The organism is Hirschia maritima DSM 19733 (assembly GCF_000378345.1).
GTDB classification, from domain to species: domain Bacteria; phylum Pseudomonadota; class Alphaproteobacteria; order Caulobacterales; family Hyphomonadaceae; genus Hirschia; species Hirschia maritima.
Genome location: NZ_KB899549.1, coordinates 110,874 through 129,106, shown reverse-complemented (window position 1 = coordinate 129,106; position 18,233 = coordinate 110,874). Strand labels below are relative to the sequence as shown.

Sequence of the window (18,233 nt, the reverse complement as noted above, 5' to 3'; positions counted from 1 at the left end):
TTTACCAGCTGATCGGGCCATTAACTTTAAATGGCCCGTTTTTGCATTTTTACGCACGGTAGAATGGTGATTATTATAGTTAAGTCGTTGTTAACCTTAATTTATGTCTGTTCACTTTTATATAAAATTTGTTGCTTTTCAGAACGGAGTTTAAATGCGTTTTTGCTAGTGTGGTCCAAATAATAAAAGTCTAATAAGGACTAATAAAGGCCATGAAGCGTACAAAATTACTATCGACAGTCTTTGCGACTGCACTAATGGGAAGCGTAGTAAGCCAGTCGGCTTTTGCTGCTCCTAAAGATAACAACAACTCAGAATCTGAAGCTGAAACAACGCTCAGCCCATATTATGGACGGATTAATCCATTCTATGGACGCATCAACCCGTTTGAAGGTGATGTGGACCCATTCTATGGTCGCATCAATCCGTTTGATGGTGAAGTGACACCTTTCTGGGGCCGCATAAACCCATTTGAAGGTGATGTTGAAGGTTTCTGGGGGCGTATCAATCCGTTCTATGGACGTATCAACCCTTTCTACGGCCGGATAAACCCATTCTGGGGCCGTATCAATCCATTCATGGGTGACCTTCAAGCAAACTGGGGTCGCATCAATCCGTTTGATTCTTCAGATCCTGCTTCACACGAAGAGCTGATCGCACAATTTAACACTCTTATCGTTGAGTCCGAATCTTTCTGGGGCCCACGCGTGTCAGAAGAGACTGGCGAGTCTTTCTATGATGGCTTCGTAGCTGATCTGTTGGCTAAGTATGGTATCGACCTTAACGATCCATCTAGCCTTGATGGATTTGACGAAGTTACCCGCGCTCAATTCCAGTTTGACTGGTATGATGGCCTAATGTCCTTCTCTGGTGCGGATCATGTTGACCATTGGATGGAAACAGCAAACTGGTCTCCAGCAATAACGCAAATAGCTGGTTCAGGAACTGATACAGTCATCGGTTTGATCGACTTTACAGTGACGCCTGATGCTGACTTGCAAGACAATCTTGTGACTTGGGGCGGGTACGAAAACGCTCTAGGTGGTCACGGTGGAGCAGTTGCTAGCTTGCTTGTAGCTGATCATGATGGCCAAGGCATTATGGGTATCGCACCAAACGCGACTGTTGCTGCTTACAACCCATTTGATGAGACACACACCGCTAGTTGGGAAGATGTACGCACAGGCGTTCGCACTGTCGTATCTCAAGGTGCAAGTGTAGTGAACATGTCTCTAGGTGTTCCTGGATCTACTTTTGCCGATGATTGGGCTGAAGTTTACACAGATCCGACAATCACAGCACTTCGTGATCAGGTGATATTTGTTCAAGCCGCTGGTAATGATGGCTTGGTTCAAACCACAAACCCTGACATGCGTATTGATTTTGTTGATCTTCCGCACATCATTTTGGTTGGATCAATCGGACCATCTGGTCAAATTTCTGAGTTTTCGAACACTCCGGGTGAAGCTTGTTTTATTTATTGGGGCAGTGGATGTAATGGAGAAGAGTATACTCTGAAAAATCACTTCATTGTAGCTCCGGGTGAATGGATCCTCGTAAGTGATGGTGAGGGCGGCGTTACTCGCATGTCGGGTACATCATTTGCCGCTCCAATTGTGACAGGTGCGATTGCACTACTCCACGATCGCTGGGGCTGGTTGAAAGACAATCCTGCTGAAACAAAAGAGATTATATTTGCGACGGCGGATGATCTGGGTGAAGAAGGTGTGGATGCCGTTTATGGGCATGGTGCGCTTAACATCACGGCTTCACAGTCTCCAATTGACTGGAACAATGTCTATCAATTGAGCGTTGATCCAAATTCTGGTCGTGAAGAAAAAAATTATCTTTCAACACTGAATGCAGGAGAAGAGCAGACTCTTTTAAACACAGAAGAAGGGTATGTGACTGTTTATGAAGATATCGGAGATACTTTCCGAGACTTCATCGTGCCGTTGGATTCAATGATTACTGGCGTGGGTTTAACTTCTGATGGTTCAGAAGAGGCTCTGCAATCATACTTGACCGAGTCTATGATAGATTATGGTACGTCTACTGACGGCAAAGGCAAAGGCAAAGGCAAAGGCAACAAGAAGTTTGTTGAGCTTGCTGGCATGACAATGTCTATGCGTTCTTTTGCTTTGCCGATTTCTGAGCGTGCAAGTGATGAGCGCCTGCCATTTGCTTCAGAATTCTCTATGAGTTCTGACAACACAACTTTCTCATTCGGGAATGGTGTGGGGGCGATGTCTCTATCGGGTGCTTCTAGTGCTTCATATAACCGCTTCGATCAACAAAACGGTGGAGCTAACCCAGTGCTTGGATTGGCATCAGGTGGTGCATTTGCCAAGTTGGAAGTTCCTGCATTTGGATCCGCACGTCTGTCAGTTGGGACAACTCACCGTCACTATGAAGATGTTTATGCTGATCAATATTCTGGTGAACAGAGATTTGTGAACGAAGCTATCGAAGATTATGAAGCGATGGCGACAAACATTGCGCTGACACAACCTTTGTCAGAACGTTTGTCTGTGTCTGCAAGCTACACATACCTTCAGGAAAACAATGCTGCGCTTGGTATGCAATCAACTTTGGACAACGCGTTTAACGCGGGTGCCAAAACTGATGCAGCCACATTGGGTGCGCAATGGCAATTGAATGACCGTGCAAAGCTTTATGGTTCTGCAACATTTGGTCAAACGCGCGCTCAATCAGAAACAGATCAATTACTTTCTGTTGGACAAGAAGGCATTGCAACGACAGCTTATGAAGTTGCGTTTGAAATGAATGGATTGTTCGCTAAGTCTGACTTTACTCGCCTAGCACTGGTTCAGCCAATGCACGTTGAGCAAGGAAATTTGGCAGTTTCTGGAACTGAAGTTCTGGATCGTAATTCAGGTGAACTTGGATTTGTAACGCGTGAGTTCGATGTTGCGGGTGTAGATCGCAAATTGGCACTTGAAGCGTCATGGGGATCACCGTTCAAGAATGACACTATGGCAGTGTCGGGTTTTGTGCGCCTTGAAATGGATACGCATGGTGACATGTCACAAGGCAACCAAATGGCAGGTATCGCCGCAAGATTTAATTACTAGAAGTAGTATAGGTAAATAAATCACCATTTAACTAGCCAGTTACTCAAATAGAGTGACTGGCTGTTTTGTGTTTTACTTACAAAACTTAGCCTGAAATTAAGTATATTGTGGAATGGTGAGTTTTAGAACGCAAAGTTGTTATTGCTTTGTTTATCTTATCTGTATGGGAAGCTCATTGTGATACGTTCAACTATTCTTGCTGTTGCATTATTCTTCATGCCTCAAGCTGTTTTCGCGCAGGAGGAGGTGCCTCCAACAGAATATGAAGCCGCGATCATGGATTCTAAAATGAACATGATGGCAGACCCAATGGTTGCGTATGAGCATGCCCAAAAAGCTGAAACACTTGCTGAAGGTGCATTGGATAAACCCACAGCTCAATGGTTGCAGGGCGAAGCTTTAACGCGCATGAACCGGGCAGATGAAGCAATTGAAGTGCTGGAATCTGCAATTGCTGAAGTTTCAAAAACAGAAACAGTTTCAAAGCTTAAAGGTGATTTGAAGCGTGCCAGAGCAGGAACCGCTGCTGCCTTGGGAGACTATGCAACTGCGCTGTCAAATTTCCAGGATGCACATGAAGTGTATCTAGAGTTGGGTGAAGACCGCTCTAGATCTATGTCGCTTCAAAACATTGCAAACATATATGCGGACGCGCGCGATTACACGAAAGCTCTCAACTATTATAAGTTAGCTGGGGAGGCTTTTGCGGGTGATCCAAACCTAGAATTGGCGCGTTTGAATAATGTTGCGACAGCATATCAGGAGTTGGAAAACTTTACTGATGCAGAAATTGGTTTTCGAGATGCTCTTAAAATAGCTGAAGAGATGGAAAGCCCTATGTTGCGTGCGCGTATTCTTACGAATATAGCCGCCGTAAATTTGCTTGCAGATAACTTAGATGAAGCTCGAACAGCCTTGTCTGAAGGGCACAAACTGGAGCAGGAAAACCCGTCAGGGTGGGAGCCATTTCTATATGGTATGGATGCCCGTATCGCTTTTGCAGAAGGAAACGAAGTTGAAGCTAGAGTTCTTATGTCCAAGACATTTGGAGATATGGATCTAACAACTTCTCCGGTTCCTTTCATGGAATTTCACAAGGCTGCTCACGAGATTTATAAGGCTAATGGTGAGCTTGAATTGGCGTTGGCTCACTTAACTGCTTTCAAGCGGCTCGACGATGAAGCAAGAGATGTGTCTGCCACTGCAAACATGGCTTTGATGGGGGCGCAGTTTGATTTCGCAACCCAAGAGCTTCAAATCTCGAATCTTCGCAATGAGACGCTTCAAAAGGAAGTTGCGCTTCAAAAAGCAAAACAACGCCAGCGCACTATCATGTTTACCGGTTTGACCGTTTTGGGGCTGGCTTTGCTAGGTGGGGGTAGTGTTCACTATCTATCAATGCGCCGCAGCAGAAACGAAGTGAATGACGCCAACACAAAGCTTAGCGAAAGCAACACGGCTCTTGAGAAGGCTTTGAAAGCTAAATCTGAATTCTTGGCGACAACAAGTCATGAAATTCGTACGCCGCTTAATGGTATCCTCGGGATGACGCAGGTTTTGCTAGAAAAGCGCGAAGTTGAAACAGAAGTCCGCGAACGCGTCGAGTTAGTGCAATCATCTGGCTTGGCCATGAAGGCAATCGTGGACGACATACTTGATATGTCAAAGATCGAAGCTGGATCCGTGACCGTTGAAACAGCTGAATGTGATATTGTGACGACATTGAAAAGTGTGTCTGGCATATGGGGTGAAACGGCAAAACAGTCTGGTGTGATTGTAAATGAAGATCTTTCTGAATGTCCGATAAGTGCCGTTACAGACGAACGAAAATTGCGCCAGATAGCATATAATTTATTGTCGAATGCGGTGAAATTTACTGAAGAAGGCCAAATCGACATTCACGCCGAGATAGAAGAAGCCGATGACGGTTCGGTTCTTGTTTGGAAAGTAAAAGATACTGGCTGCGGTATTCCTGAGGATCAATTGGAAGCCATTTTTGAGCCCTTCCACCAGGTCGATGGCGGTGTGAATCGTAAATTCTCTGGAACGGGGTTAGGGCTTTCAATTGGTCGTCAATTGGCAAATGCTTTGGGTGGAGATATCTCCGTTACAAGCCAATTGGGTAAAGGATCTGAGTTTACTCTGCGCTTGCCTGTTGAGGCACCTGTAATGGCAGGTGAACAAGATGTAGAACAAGAAAGTGAAGTTCGTAGTGTGGTGATTACACCGAACTTCTTACATCAGAGTATTCTTGAGGCTATGATAGGCGAAGATGCGTCTATTCTAGTAGGAGACAGCCTTGAAGAGTGTGAAGCTGGGCTCTCAAGTCCTCTAGTCCAAAAGGTAACGCTTTCTATCGATGCGTTGGGGCAGGATACAGCAGGCGTCTTGGAAGCTTTGATGGGATTAAGTGATAGGGCTGCAAACGCTGAGATAAGTGTGTGGTTGGGAGAAAATCCGCCCGTTGATGCTGCGATGCTTAGGATATCTGGGGCTGATCAAGTGATTGAAGGTGAATTTGACGCATCTGAGATTTCAGACCTTGCCAAGGTAGATGACTTAAATAATGACGCAGTGAGCGCAGCGTAATGGTTAATCTTCAACAGCAACTCTTCGGGAGATTTTAATGCGAGTACTCTTTGTAGATGATGATGCAATGAACCGTCGCGTTGTGAAGGACATGCTGGAAGTTGCCGGTGTCGTCATGGACGAAGCCGTTGATGGTCAAGAAGGTGTCGATAAGGTTGAGCAATCAGACTATGATGTTGTTCTTATGGATTTAAGAATGCCGGGCATGGATGGTTTGACAGCTATTGGACACATTCGTGAACGCAGTGATGATAAAGCATCTATTCCAATCATTGTTGTCACAGCGGACACATCTGTAAATATCAAGGAAGATTGTATTTCTGGTGGGGCAGATGACGTAATGGCTAAGCCTGTCGCCATGAAGCCGCTTTTTAAGACAATGGCGCAATACATAGCAGCCAAAGCCAAGAAAAACTAAACTTTCCTTTGATGAAGAAGGAACATTCTTCAAATTAGTAGGAGTGCTCTAAATTGAGCAGTCCATAGGAAATCTGGCTGCAATTAGCGTTTCGTGACTGCTGAGGCTAAAATTTCTTTTGGCATTCGTTGAAAATAATTGCGAATGATTATCATTAGCCAACATAATGCGTGGGTAAACCTTGCAACTCATTGCCTGTTGAAATAATCAAGCCCCAAACAAGCCTTTCTCCTGCGACGATGCAGATGATCCCCGAGACAGCAAGGCTTACACAAAAAACACAATAAAGGCGCGGACACATCATGAGTTTGTATACAGATTACCTACAAGAGATCGAGACACGTAAAGAGCAAGGCTTGAACCCGAAGCCGATCGACGATGGTGCGCTAGTAAAAGAAATTATCGCTCAAATCAAAGACACAGGAAATGAGTACAGAGAAGATTCTCTGAAATACTTCATCTACAACACGCTTCCGGGCACAACGAGTGCCGCTGGTGAAAAAGCAGTTTTCTTGAAAGAAATCGTGATTGGTGAAGCTGAAGTTGCTGAAATCTCCCAAGACTTCGCATTCGAACTATTGTCTCACATGAAAGGTGGACCTTCTGTTGAGGTGCTACTTGATCTTGCCTTAGGCAGTGATGCTGCAATCGCTGGAAAAGCTGCTGACGTTCTTAAAACCCAAGTATTTCTGTACGATGCTGATACAGCACGTTTGGCGGATGCTCACAAAGCAGGAAATAAAGTTGCTTCTGATATTCTCGAAAGCTACGCAAAAGCTGAGTTCTTCACAAAACTTCCAGACATTGAAGAAGAAATCAAAGTTGTAACTTACATCGCTGGTGTAGGTGATATTTCAACAGACCTTCTATCACCTGGTAACCAAGCACACTCACGTTCTGACCGCGAGCTGCACGGAAAGTGTATGATTACACCTGAAGCTCAAGACGAAATTCTTGCTCTTCAGAAAAAGCATCCTGAAGCTCGAGTTATGTTGATCGCGGAAAAAGGGACTATGGGTGTTGGTTCTTCTCGTATGTCCGGTGTGAACAATGTGGCTCTTTGGGCAGGTAAGCAAGCAAGCCCTTATGTACCATTCGTCAACATTGCGCCTGTTGTTGCTGGAACGAACGGTATCTCTCCAATTTTCCTAACGACTGTGGGCGTGACAGGTGGGATCGGTCTTGACCTAGACAATTGGGTTAAGAAAAAAGATGCCAACGGCAATGTTGTTGAAGATGAAAACGGCGATGCAGTTCTTGAGCAAGCTTACTCTGTCGACACAGGCACAGTTCTGACAATCAATACAAAAGAGAAAAAGTTATACAATGGTAGTGAAGAACTAGCTGACATTTCAGCCGCATTCACACCTCAAAAAGTTGAGTTCATGAAAGCTGGTGGATCTTACGCTGTTGTATTTGGTAAGAAGCTACAAACATTCGCGGCGGCTACACTCGGCCAAGAGCTAAAGTCTGCTTACGCACCATCTAAAGAAATCTCACACGAAGGCCAAGGTCTGACTGCTGTTGAAAAAATCTTCAATAAAAATGCTGTTGGAACAACACCGGGTGCAACTTTGCACGCTGGATCTGACGTACGCGTTGAAGTGAACATTGTTGGGTCTCAAGACACAACAGGTTTGATGACATCGCAAGAGCTAGAAGCTATGGCTGCGACAGTTATCTCACCAATCGTGGACGGTGCATACCAATCTGGTTGTCACACGGCGTCTGTTTGGGACAGCAAAGCACAGCGCAACATTCCAAAGCTTATGAGCTTCATGAACAAGTTTGGTTTGATCACAGCGCGTGACCCTAAGGGCGAATATCACGCAATGACAGACGTGATCCACAAAGTGCTAAACGACATCACAATCGATGACCGTGCAATTATTGTGGGTGGTGACTCACACACACGTATGTCTAAAGGTGTAGCCTTTGGTGCAGACTCTGGAACTGTGGCACTTGCCTTGGCGACAGGTGAAGCGACTATGCCGATCCCTGAGTCAGTCAAAGTGACATTTAAAGGTACTTTGAAAGACCACATGGATTTCCGCGATGTTGTGCACGCAACTCAACTGCAAATGCTTGATCAATTCGGTGACAATGTCTTCCAAGGCCGTGTAATCGAAGTACACATTGGTACATTGCTAGCTGACCAAGCTTTCACATTCACGGACTGGACTGCAGAGATGAAGGCAAAAGCCTCTATCTGTATCTCTCAAGATGCCACGCTTTGTGAATCTCTAGAGATCGCGAAGAGCCGTATCCAGATCATGATAGATAAAGGCATGGACAACGAAAAAGCTGTTCTAGCTGGTTTGATCAAGCTTGCTGACCAACGTATTGCTGACATCAAGTCTGGTGCTGTGCCAGCGTTAAAGCCAGATGACAATGCAAAATATTTCGCTGAAGTGGTTGTTGATCTAGATCAAATTGTTGAACCAATGATCGCTGACCCAGATGTAAACAACGAAGATGTTTCTAAGCGCTACACACACGACACGATCCGTCCGGTATCATACTATGGCGGAACAAAGAAAGTGGACCTTGGTTTCATCGGTTCTTGTATGGTCCACAAAGGTGACATGAAAATTCTGTCCGAAATGCTTCAAAACTTAGAGAAGCAGAACGGCAAAGTGGAATTCCAAGCTCCATTGGTTGTGGCTCCTCCAACATATAACATTGTTGATGAGCTAAAAGCGGAAGGCGACTGGGATGTGTTGAAGAAATACGCTGGTTTTGAATTTGATGATGATGCGCCTAAAGCAGCAGCACGTACAGAATACGAAAACATGCTATATCTAGAGCGTCCGGGATGTAACCTATGTATGGGTAACCAAGAAAAAGCATCCAAGGGTGACACTGTGATGGCAACATCTACACGTCTATTCCAGGGCCGTGTGGTGGAAGACTCTGCGGAGAAGAAGGGGGAATCACTTCTTTCATCAACGCCAGTTGTTGTTCTTTCAACAATTCTTGGTCGCACACCAACATTAGAAGAGTACGTGGCAGCTGTTGAAGGCATCAACCTGACAAAATATGCACCACCTCTAAAACACTAATAGAGTTGCGATATCGCAAAATGAAATAAAAAAGCGGTGAGATAACTCACCGCTTTTTTTTGTTCTATTCTTTAGCCATTTTGACTTCGATGGCTGAGCCAGGTTGGATAAGAATTTCTTCCTGTCGTAGTGGAATATCGATGCCATTTTGGGTGAATAAATCCCAGACAGACAGCATGACTTCTGAACCAACATTGCTGACGCCATTTTGCGGGTCATCAATCCAGAAACGACATTCAATCTCCACGGCTTCATCACCAAATTCCATGACAAGGCAAGTGGGAGCAGGTTCTTGTAAGACGCGGTCGACTTTCTTTGCACCTTCAACAACAAGCTGTGTTGCCATGCGCAAATCTGTTTCATATTCCACGCGCAACCGGCGTTTGATGCGTACTTGGCTGTCTGAATAGCTCCAGTTCACAACTTTATTTGTGACTAGGCCTTCGTTTGGGATGAGGTGTTCTTTTCCATCGCGCGTAACAACGGAGGCATACCTCAAACCAAGTGATTTCACGACGCCATAGGTTTCATCTACTTCAATTACATCGTCAGGTTTGATCGAGCGATCTGTAAGCAAAATGATGCCGGAGATAAAGTTTGCAACAATTTGCTGCATACCAAACCCAAGACCAACACCAAGTGCCCCCCCAAGAACTGCCAATCCACCTAGAGGAATCTGCAGTGAAGAGAGCGCCAAAATAATGGCACCGAAGAAGAGACCTACATGCGTTGCATTTGATATGAGAGTTCTGATGGAAGGCTCAACACGAGGTAAAGTTTCAATACGAGCTCGGAGCCGTTTGGATAACCAACTAGCGCCATATAAGAATAACGCAGAAAAGACGATCGCTTGAATGATGAAAGGTAGGGTGACAAGGCGTCCGCCAAATTCAAATCCATTCGCATTAAGCCAAGCGAGTGTGGGGCCCAGCAAACCAAACGCGTTGAGACCAGCAATAATCCACGCGATCCACGAAACTGGCTTTCTATATTCGGTTGGAACGACATAAGTTGCGATCTGAATGATTACCCACGCTAGCGATAGGGAACTTGCCAATCGCACAAACGAAACAGGGTATCCCATTCCGCTCAGTACCGGTTGTGCTACGAATAATCCTGCCAACCATAAAAGTGGGCGAACAACTTTCAGAAGCGGTTTGGATATTTTGGAGGTTAGGTTTTCTGGGAGTTTTGAAAGTCCCGCTCGTATCCACCCTCTGACGATTGGGGAGAGGATGATTCCTAAAAATAGCACACCTGCAATTGCCCCAATTTGAACGAAAGTGGAAGTTTGCAATAGCTCATTATTCACCCAATCAAGGGCTGTTTGACCAAATTGAATGGCTTGATCCTTCAAAGCATTGGTATCGATGCCGTTGGAAGCTTCTGTGGGGCTATCAGACTGAATTTGAAGCTGTTTAAACATAGAATACCATTCCATTTTGTAGTCTCTCGAGGAATATTATGAGGCTCCTTATTTACCCTGATTTGGCGGTTTAGGAAGGGCCGCATCTGTAAATGAGCATTTTGGGGCAATTTTTGATCATATTGATTGTATTGGTGCTAAAATTATTCCCCATGTGAGGAGAAACTCTTTGACATGGAGCTGTTTTACCCCTATTTGACTGCGAATTACGCAGGGGAATTAAATGAAACTTCGACGAAGAAAAAACAATAAATAATTGGTCTGACAATTCTTGGAATTGCGCAGGTGTTTTGATTTTCTTTGTTGAGTTGTAAAATGTCTCTGTCACTTCGGGTTATCGACCCAAACTTTCCATCATACACTATCACTGCCGAAAAAAACGATCACGCTTCAGGTATTGAAGCACTATATGATCGTTGTTTTGGGTATGGGCGTTTTGCTAAAACTGCCGAGCGGCTTCGCGAAGGCAATGTGCTTTTGAAGAAGTTAAGTCTGGTCGCTATTGATAGTGAGGGGCTTGTGATCGCAGCTGTGCGGTTATGGCCATTGCAGGTTGGAGAAACGGGACAGGCAGTTTTCGTAGGGCCTGTTGCTGTAGATGATCAGTATCGCGGTAGTGGGCTTGGATTGCAGATGACCAACCAATGTATGGAGCTGGCAAAACAGGATGGTTGGCCTTTGGCTATATTGATTGGCGATGCTGGGTACTTCTCCAAAATTGGTTTCAAGAGAATTTCAACAGATCAATATTCAGCGCCTGGCTACGTGCCACCACAACGTCTGTTGGCGCTCGACTTAAAAGATCATGCGTTATCAAAAATTGAGGGGCCGCTTAGCGTCCCTCGCGCCGCCAAGCCAGAAGAATAACGACCATTAATAGGGCCATACCAATAACGCCGGGCAATAATTGAGTTGCTTGTGAAGAACGTACTGCATATGCATTATTGCGTTTCAGGCCTGCCCAATTATCTCCCGAAGCGCTATCCTTGGAGGATATTCTTCTGAAGCTTGGCAGGTCTGGTGACGTTGTTTCACCAATTCGAAAGCGCCCACCACCTGTAGCATCTGCAATTGGAGCAAGCAGGCGGGCAGTGGAATCGACATTGGTATATTCTAATGGATTTACTGGGCCGTTTAGTGCAACAGTTTCAGCATTACCTGCATTTGCAGCATACATGCCCAGTCCATCAGTATCAAAAATTGCTTCAAACTTACCGTTTGATGTATTGGACCATTCTGGTTGGATAAGTTCTCCATTGGGTGTGGTCACATTCAATGGCGGCGGTTGATCGGACAATGAACGCAAGCTAGCCCGCATCTGTTGGCCTTCTGAGACAAGTGTAAGCAATTCTTCTTCTAGCTCCGGTTCTTTCATCAACCAATGTGCAGTTCTGCGAACGAGCTCTGCATAAGGGCCGCCACCATCATGTCCTCGTGCCCACATCCACAATTGATCTGAGAGCAATACAGCGACGCGTCCGTCTCCAACGCGATCAAGGACTAAAAGCGGATCATCATTATCTGCTTTTAAAACTGTTTCGCCAGATGCAGCCTTTGCTTCAACATATCGTTCCCATCGGCCCCAGTTCTGATGAGAGGTTAAAGAGGATGTGACGGTGTGGCGCTCGCCAAGTTCGGTTCTAAGAACATTGAACGTACGTTCAATGATGCGACCAGTGGGTTGAGCTGGCAGAATTGCGGCCAATGGCGTGCGATAAATGGAAGACGGCATCGCGTAGGGAGGGCCGGTGGCAACTAGCAGGGCTCCACCATTTGCTACATATCTTGCAATCCCATCAAAATAGATCATCGGTAAAACATTTAGTCGACGATATTGATCGAATATAATCAGATCAAAATCATTTAGTTTTTCGACGAATAATTCCCGTGTTGGAAACGAAATGAGTGCGAGCTGATCTAAAGGTGTAGGATCGGCTTTGTGAGGTGGTCGAAGGATAGTAAAATGAACAAGATCAACGGCAGGGTCGGTCTTTAGGAGATCGCGCCAAACGCGTGCTCCAGAGTGGGGTTCTCCCGTTACAAGCAATACACGTAGTCGATCTCTCACACCTGAAATGTTGGTGGCTGTTCTGTTGTTGGCTAGTGTGAGTTCGTTTTGTCCTTCGCTGACTTCCGCAACAATTAGGTTGTCACCGCGTCGAGGAATTTCAATCGATATTTTTTCAGAGCGGCCGGTTCTAACTGGGCGGCTTTCGATGTGTTTTCCATTTACAGATATGTGAACGTCGACAGAAGCTACATCTGAATCTTCAACGCGAACTGATAGGTCAGCAAGGCTACCAACAATTCCAAAATTGGGGCTAGAGACAATCTCTACGCGGCGGTCACGTTCGTTTGGATTACCGACAATTAGAGAATGTATAGGGCCTAGCGGTATTGTTTCTTGTGTTGTGGCGGGAAGATCATGGATTTGTCCATCGGTAATAAGGATAGAACCAGCAATCCTTTCGCGAGGAGCATCAGATAGCGCAGAATTCAATGCTTGAAAAACATTTGTGGCGTCGCTGGCTGGTGACGTTTCAGCAATTCTAAGTTCAATGCTAGAGTCTTGTTCTAATTCAGACTTTACACTTTCAAAAGCTACATTAGTCGTTTCAGTTCGTGCACCAAACTGCATGCTTTCAGAACGGTCGAGAACGATAGCAACAATATCTTTTAGTGGGTCTCTTTGTTCTTTGATCCAAAGTGGATTGGAAAGGCCCATAGTTAGTAAACCAAACCCTAGCGCTCTGGTGAACCAAGCACGCCCACGTAAAAATATATAAAAAAGCCAGATCACCGCGCTAAAGGCGACAATGCCCCAAAGCCAAGTCCATGGGATGAAGGGATCAAACCCTAAGCGGGATGCTTCAATCATTGTTGATCTCCCGATTCTTGCTCATCTCGTTGGCGTCTCATAGATTCAAAAAAGTCATCAAGGTTTTGAGCTTCGCCATTTGAAGGAGGAGTGAAGATACTTCTTTCTCGTTGTCTCGAAACACTATCAGGCTTGTCGGATCTTTCTTGATCCAACCGATCCAGAAGTGCTGGCAGGTGAACTTGATCTTCTTTGTAATTACCTGTGAGAATGCACATCACCAGATTGATCCCGAAGCGATAAGCCATTTCTCTCTGCGTTTCTTGGCCGTCCATTGAATTGAAAGGGCGGTTTTTATCATCGACAGCCCATGCGCCGATCCAATCAGATGCACCAATATAGACTCTTGAGACGCGATCTCCCTTGCCATTTTCATCAGTTGAATTGGGTGATTCAATCCAAACTTGAGAACTTGCGAGCCGGCCCGGAAATCCATTTAGCAAATAGAAGCTGCGCGTTAGTACATGATCTTTGGCCGTGGGTTGCAGCGGTGGAACGTCCAGCCCTTTGATAATGTCTTTAAGACGGAGACTAACGGGTTGGCCAGGAGCTGCATCACGTGTGTCAATCACAAGAGAGCCGCCATTTCGAAGATAAGAATTTAGAGCTTCGATTTGTACGGGGGGAAGAGGCTGCGCGTTCCGTTCAGGCGCATAATAGATCATTGGGTAAAGGTCCAGATCATCAACGCCTAATTTGATGCTGTGAGGTTCGGCAGGCTCTACGGAGGTGCGTCTGAAAAGCTCGTTGTTTAGGCCATTGAGACCAGCGAGTAATTGATGATTTAGCGTAACATCTGCCGTTTCGACGTAGGCAAAACGCATTTTTAGAGCAGCTTCTTTTTGTTTGTTCGAAATAGCCAAGTTTTCAGATTGAGTGGATTGCGCAATTGCTCTTGGCTCTGAGATGAAACTAAAGGAAGCAAACAATACTGCGGCAAATCCAGCGGTTTTAGACAGGCGGCGAAGACGACCAGAAACAAGCAGTGAAACTAAAAGGTCCAATACTAACAAACCCAAAGCTGCCATTAAAAATCCTCCCGCCAAACCTCGCCGAACTTGACTTAATGCGTCATTGAAAACAACAGCATTTATTGGGAAGGACTGTATTTTTTCGGTAGCGAATTTTCCGGCGTTTAATGCGCGGCTGCCTTGTGCTCCAATGTACAAACCTGCCGGTGTTTTTATGCTTGGAATGGCTGTTGCCATCTCATCAGCGCTAACAGGTTCAAGATCTCCACTGGGCGCAGTGAGTTTTCCGTATGCATCTAGAACACGAAGAGCAGATAGCTGTCCATCCGATGTTCCTTGTTCTGCACGATTTCCATTCCCTGATGCTGCTGCTCGGCGGAGCATCTCAATAAATGCTCCATCATAAGGCAAATCCGACCATTCTGGGGTCGCGGTGACATGGAATAGAATAACAATTCCACGCCCCATTTGACGAGCGGTTACTAAAGGCGTGCCATCCTTTAGTCTTGCCCATGTATTGGAGTTTAGTTGTTGAGTCGGTTGAGCAAGAATCTGTTTTTTTACAAGAATTGTTTCGGCAGGTGTTTTGATATTGGCGAAGCCCTTATCATTGATAAAATCCGCAATAGATTGTGGTTTCTCCCATGCCATTGCACCGCCGAGGGCACGCGTGGCAGGCCGTAAAGGGCCGGGGGTCAACACATGTTCATTGTTCGTCGATATTTTGGGGCCCGCAAAGCGTATCAATGCACCTCCATCTCGAACCCAGTCTTCAAGGTGTTCAATGTATGGATTTTCAAGAAGTGAACGATCACCCATTATAATTGCATCGGGAGAACGATTTAGCATATTGTCTAATTCCCCCTCCATCATTTGAGCATAAGGTGATAGAGCTTTGCGAACGTAATAAAACTCTTCCAGAAGAGGTTGGTCGCTTTTTTCTGGGTCAACTAAAGCGACTGATGGCATGAGCGAAGTGTCATCCCAAAGCCAAACTTGACCAGCTGATTGGCTACCCAAAACACGAAAACGTGCAACTTGGTTTAATATAGTCGACGGAATGGAGAATTCGGCGACTGCTTGGTTTGCGTTTGATTCAAATTGAACTGTTGTTGTTGCCAGGCTCAACCCTTTGTCGCTTTCAGCAACTAAACGTACATCAATGATGTTTTCGTTTTCTATCCGCTTCAGCGTGATTTGCGCGCCATTGGCGGATGTCTGAGCATTTGAAATTGCATAAACAGATTTAGGTGCAAAATTATACACATCAACATTTTGATGAGTTTCTAGGTTTTTAATGAGAGCGTCTGTGCCTTTGTGCGATAATCCATCGCTCAGCCAGATCACTTTATCAATTTTGAGATTGGATTGTTTGATTTTGTCCAGAGTATGCTGGTGATCAACTTGCCATGATGATGGAGAGGTCGATTGCAAGCGTTTGCGAACGGCATCAATGCTCAGACTTTCGGAAATGTTTACTTCATTCGAAGAAGGTGACGAAAAAGCTAGATATACTTCGCTGCCCGACTCATAGACTGAATCTGCAGCAGCAATTGCAGTTTTTTTTATGTCTTCCCAGTTTGAGGCGCTTTCCCATCCGTTATCGATAAGAACGAGTGCGTTTCCAGTAATTGAAGATTGAGAAGTACCTGGATTTAAAATTGGCTGAGAGAAACCAATGATCGCGAGCGCTGCAGCAGAAAATCTAAGCGCTAAGATCCACCAAGGAGTTTTATCTGGCGTTTCTTCAATTTGCTTCTCTCCATCCAGCAAAGCAAGAGAGGGAAGTGTAACGCGCTTTGGTTCAGGAGGAGTTGCTCGCAACAGCCACAATATGATTGGCAATGCAATTAAGCCTAAAAGAGCTAAAGGTTGAGCAAAGAATATCGGACCTAAATTCATGCTGTTCTCTTTGCTTCATTGCTTGGTCTTTTAAGCCAAATAGCAAGCTCATGACATATTGGTTCCGCTGGAGCATCGGTCTGATGAAAAGCAATTTCCCAACCAACAGAATGGACGAGTTTTTTTATGTCTTCTCGTCTTTGTTGGAATTTCTGGAGATAGACTTCTTTCAAATTTTCTGCGCGTCCTATCAGTCGATCCGAATTATGGTTTGGATTACGAAAACGAATACGGCCTTCATATGGATAGCTGGCTTCAATCGGATCATTGATCATCAAAACAAACCCGTTTTTGTTCTTCGAAGCGAGTTGCTCAATCCAATCACTTATCTCGCCCAAAGGGCGATAAAAGTCGGAAGCAATAAGAATAGACGCCGGATTTTTATTCAAACTTGGAAGTTGTGTTGTGGCGTCCAATCTCCACAAGTCTTCAGTCATGTTTTGCGCTGCTTTTGTGCCAGAATTTGCCGGCCTTCCATCCGCAAGAGCACCACATCTATTCCCAACTTTTCCTATTTGAAAGGCGATTGCTGCAAGGATAGTTAGAGCCCGTCCTGCTTTTGTAGGAGTGTCTGGGCTTCCACGCCAGTCAAAGCCGGGTGAAGGGTCCGACCAAAATAAGAAAGTTCGAGATGTTTCTAATTCTGTATCGCGAACGTATAGTTGATCGCCACGACCGGATTTTCTCCAATCGATACGGGACGTACTATCTTCGGTGTTGTAATGCCGATATTGCCAAAAGTCCTCACCTTGCCCCGCACGTCGCCGTCCAGCCGCACCCGCATGAATAGGGGATGGAGTTCCTGTATTGATTTGCAGGTTTGACATGCCGTTTGAAAGGGCTTTCGCATCTGCAAGAATTTTTGAAACCGGCGTTTTCATTCGTGCACTAGCCAGCTTTTCTCGCTAGATCCGCTATGAGTTCAGAAAGATTTTCTCCTTCACCTGTAGGATCATAGCTCATTGCCATTCTGTGTGCCAACGCAGGCTCAGCGAGAGCCTCTACATCGTCAATTGACGGTGCAAAGCGACCTCTGAGAAGTGCGCGTGCGCGGCAAGTGAGCATGAGAGCCTGACCAGCACGAGGAGATGGTCCCCAGTCTATTCGTTGCTGTACACGTGGATCATCGCTTTGTTCTGGACGGGCTGAGCGGATGAGCTCTAGAATTGCGCCAACCACTTTTTCTGGGACAGGCATGTCACGGACGAGTTTTTGAATTGCTAGTAAGCGATCCACTGTAAGAGCTGCATTCACTTTTTTGTCTGCACCGCTCGTTGTTTCGATGAGGATTTTACGTTCTGTATCCGCATCTGGATAATTCACGTCTATCTTCAGAAGGAAACGATCCAATTGAGCTTCTGGTAATGGGTATGTGCCTTCTTGTTCCACTGGGTTTTGTGTAGCCAAAACATGGAAGGGAGCAGGCAGGTCATAGTGTGCACCTGCTATGGTAACATGGTGTTCTTGCATTGCTTGCAATAGTGCGGATTGGGTCCGAGGGCTTGCGCGGTTGATCTCATCTGCCATTAGCAAGCTAGTGAATACTGGTCCTTTGATGAAGCGGAAAGAGCGTTCACCAGTTGATGATTCGTCTAACACTTCTGATCCAAGAATATCTGATGGCATCAAGTCGGGCGTAAATTGGACGCGTCCCCAATCTAGGCCAATTGCTTGCGCTGTGGATTCAACTAATTTGGTTTTTGCCAGCCCCGGGGCACCTACCAAAAGGGCGTGACCTCCGGCAAGTATGGCGCTCAACACCAATTCAATGACATGTTCTTGGCCAAATACTGCTTTGCCGATTTCTGTTTTGACATCTCCAAGAGAAGCTATAATTGCATCAGTGTCTGCGACAATATTTGATTGTGATTCTGTCATGATGAGGTCTTCAT

The 18,233-nt window shown here is 45.5% G+C and carries 10 protein-coding genes; 5 read left to right on the top strand and 5 right to left on the bottom strand.

Going from position 1 to position 18,233, the window contains the following annotated elements; all coding sequences use genetic code 11:
* Positions 1-212 precede the first annotated feature (212 nt).
* From F551_RS0115105 to F551_RS0115090, 4 genes are all read left to right on the top strand, one after another.
* The gene (locus tag F551_RS0115105) at positions 213-3,095 is read left to right on the top strand and encodes a S8 family peptidase (RefSeq protein WP_081621199.1); all 2,883 of its coding nucleotides are present in this window, start codon (positions 213-215) and stop codon (positions 3,093-3,095) included.
* 177 nt (positions 3,096-3,272) lie between these two features.
* Positions 3,273-5,684: a tetratricopeptide repeat-containing sensor histidine kinase gene (locus F551_RS17220; protein WP_018998366.1), complete on the top strand. Its 2,412-nt coding sequence runs from the start codon at positions 3,273-3,275 to the stop codon at positions 5,682-5,684.
* A 37-nt stretch (positions 5,685-5,721) separates the two neighbouring features.
* Positions 5,722-6,102 carry a response regulator gene (locus F551_RS0115095; RefSeq protein ID WP_018998365.1) on the top strand — a complete coding sequence of 127 codons (381 nt, stop codon included), beginning with the start codon at positions 5,722-5,724 and terminating at the stop codon, positions 6,100-6,102.
* Positions 6,103-6,404: 302 nt separating this feature from the next.
* Entirely contained in the window at positions 6,405-9,164 is a 2,760-nt protein-coding gene (locus F551_RS0115090; RefSeq protein ID WP_018998364.1) for a bifunctional aconitate hydratase 2/2-methylisocitrate dehydratase, read from the top strand.
* 64 nt (positions 9,165-9,228) lie between these two features.
* On the opposite strand, the gene F551_RS0115085 is transcribed toward F551_RS0115090, so the two are convergent.
* On the bottom strand, positions 9,229-10,605 hold the full coding sequence (locus F551_RS0115085) for a mechanosensitive ion channel family protein (protein ID WP_155826090.1): 1,377 nt from the start codon (positions 10,603-10,605) through the stop codon (positions 9,229-9,231).
* Positions 10,606-10,905: 300 nt separating this feature from the next.
* Here F551_RS0115085 and F551_RS0115080 point away from each other — a divergent pair, with 300 nt between their 5' ends.
* Positions 10,906-11,457 carry a GNAT family N-acetyltransferase gene (locus F551_RS0115080; protein WP_018998362.1) on the top strand — a complete coding sequence of 184 codons (552 nt, stop codon included), beginning with the start codon at positions 10,906-10,908 and terminating at the stop codon, positions 11,455-11,457.
* On the opposite strand, the gene F551_RS0115075 is transcribed toward F551_RS0115080, so the two are convergent.
* From F551_RS0115075 to F551_RS0115060, 4 genes are read right to left on the bottom strand one after another with little or no spacing between them, the layout of a single operon-like run.
* Positions 11,423-13,468, bottom strand: a complete 2,046-nt coding sequence (locus F551_RS0115075; RefSeq protein ID WP_018998361.1) for a DUF7408 domain-containing protein — start codon at positions 13,466-13,468, stop codon at positions 11,423-11,425. The two genes, F551_RS0115080 and F551_RS0115075, sit on opposite strands and share 35 nt — an antisense overlap.
* Positions 13,465-16,341, bottom strand: a complete 2,877-nt coding sequence (locus F551_RS0115070; protein ID WP_018998360.1) for a DUF4159 domain-containing protein — start codon at positions 16,339-16,341, stop codon at positions 13,465-13,467. Before F551_RS0115070 ends, F551_RS0115075 begins: the two co-directional genes overlap by 4 nt.
* Positions 16,338-17,222: a DUF58 domain-containing protein gene (locus tag F551_RS0115065; protein ID WP_018998359.1), complete on the bottom strand. Its 885-nt coding sequence runs from the start codon at positions 17,220-17,222 to the stop codon at positions 16,338-16,340. The genes F551_RS0115070 and F551_RS0115065 overlap by 4 nt, the downstream gene beginning before the upstream one ends.
* Positions 17,223-17,229: 7 nt before the next feature.
* Positions 17,230-18,219 carry an AAA family ATPase gene (locus F551_RS0115060; RefSeq protein ID WP_018998358.1) on the bottom strand — a complete coding sequence of 330 codons (990 nt, stop codon included), beginning with the start codon at positions 18,217-18,219 and terminating at the stop codon, positions 17,230-17,232.
* Between the last annotated feature and the right edge of the window lie 14 nt (positions 18,220-18,233).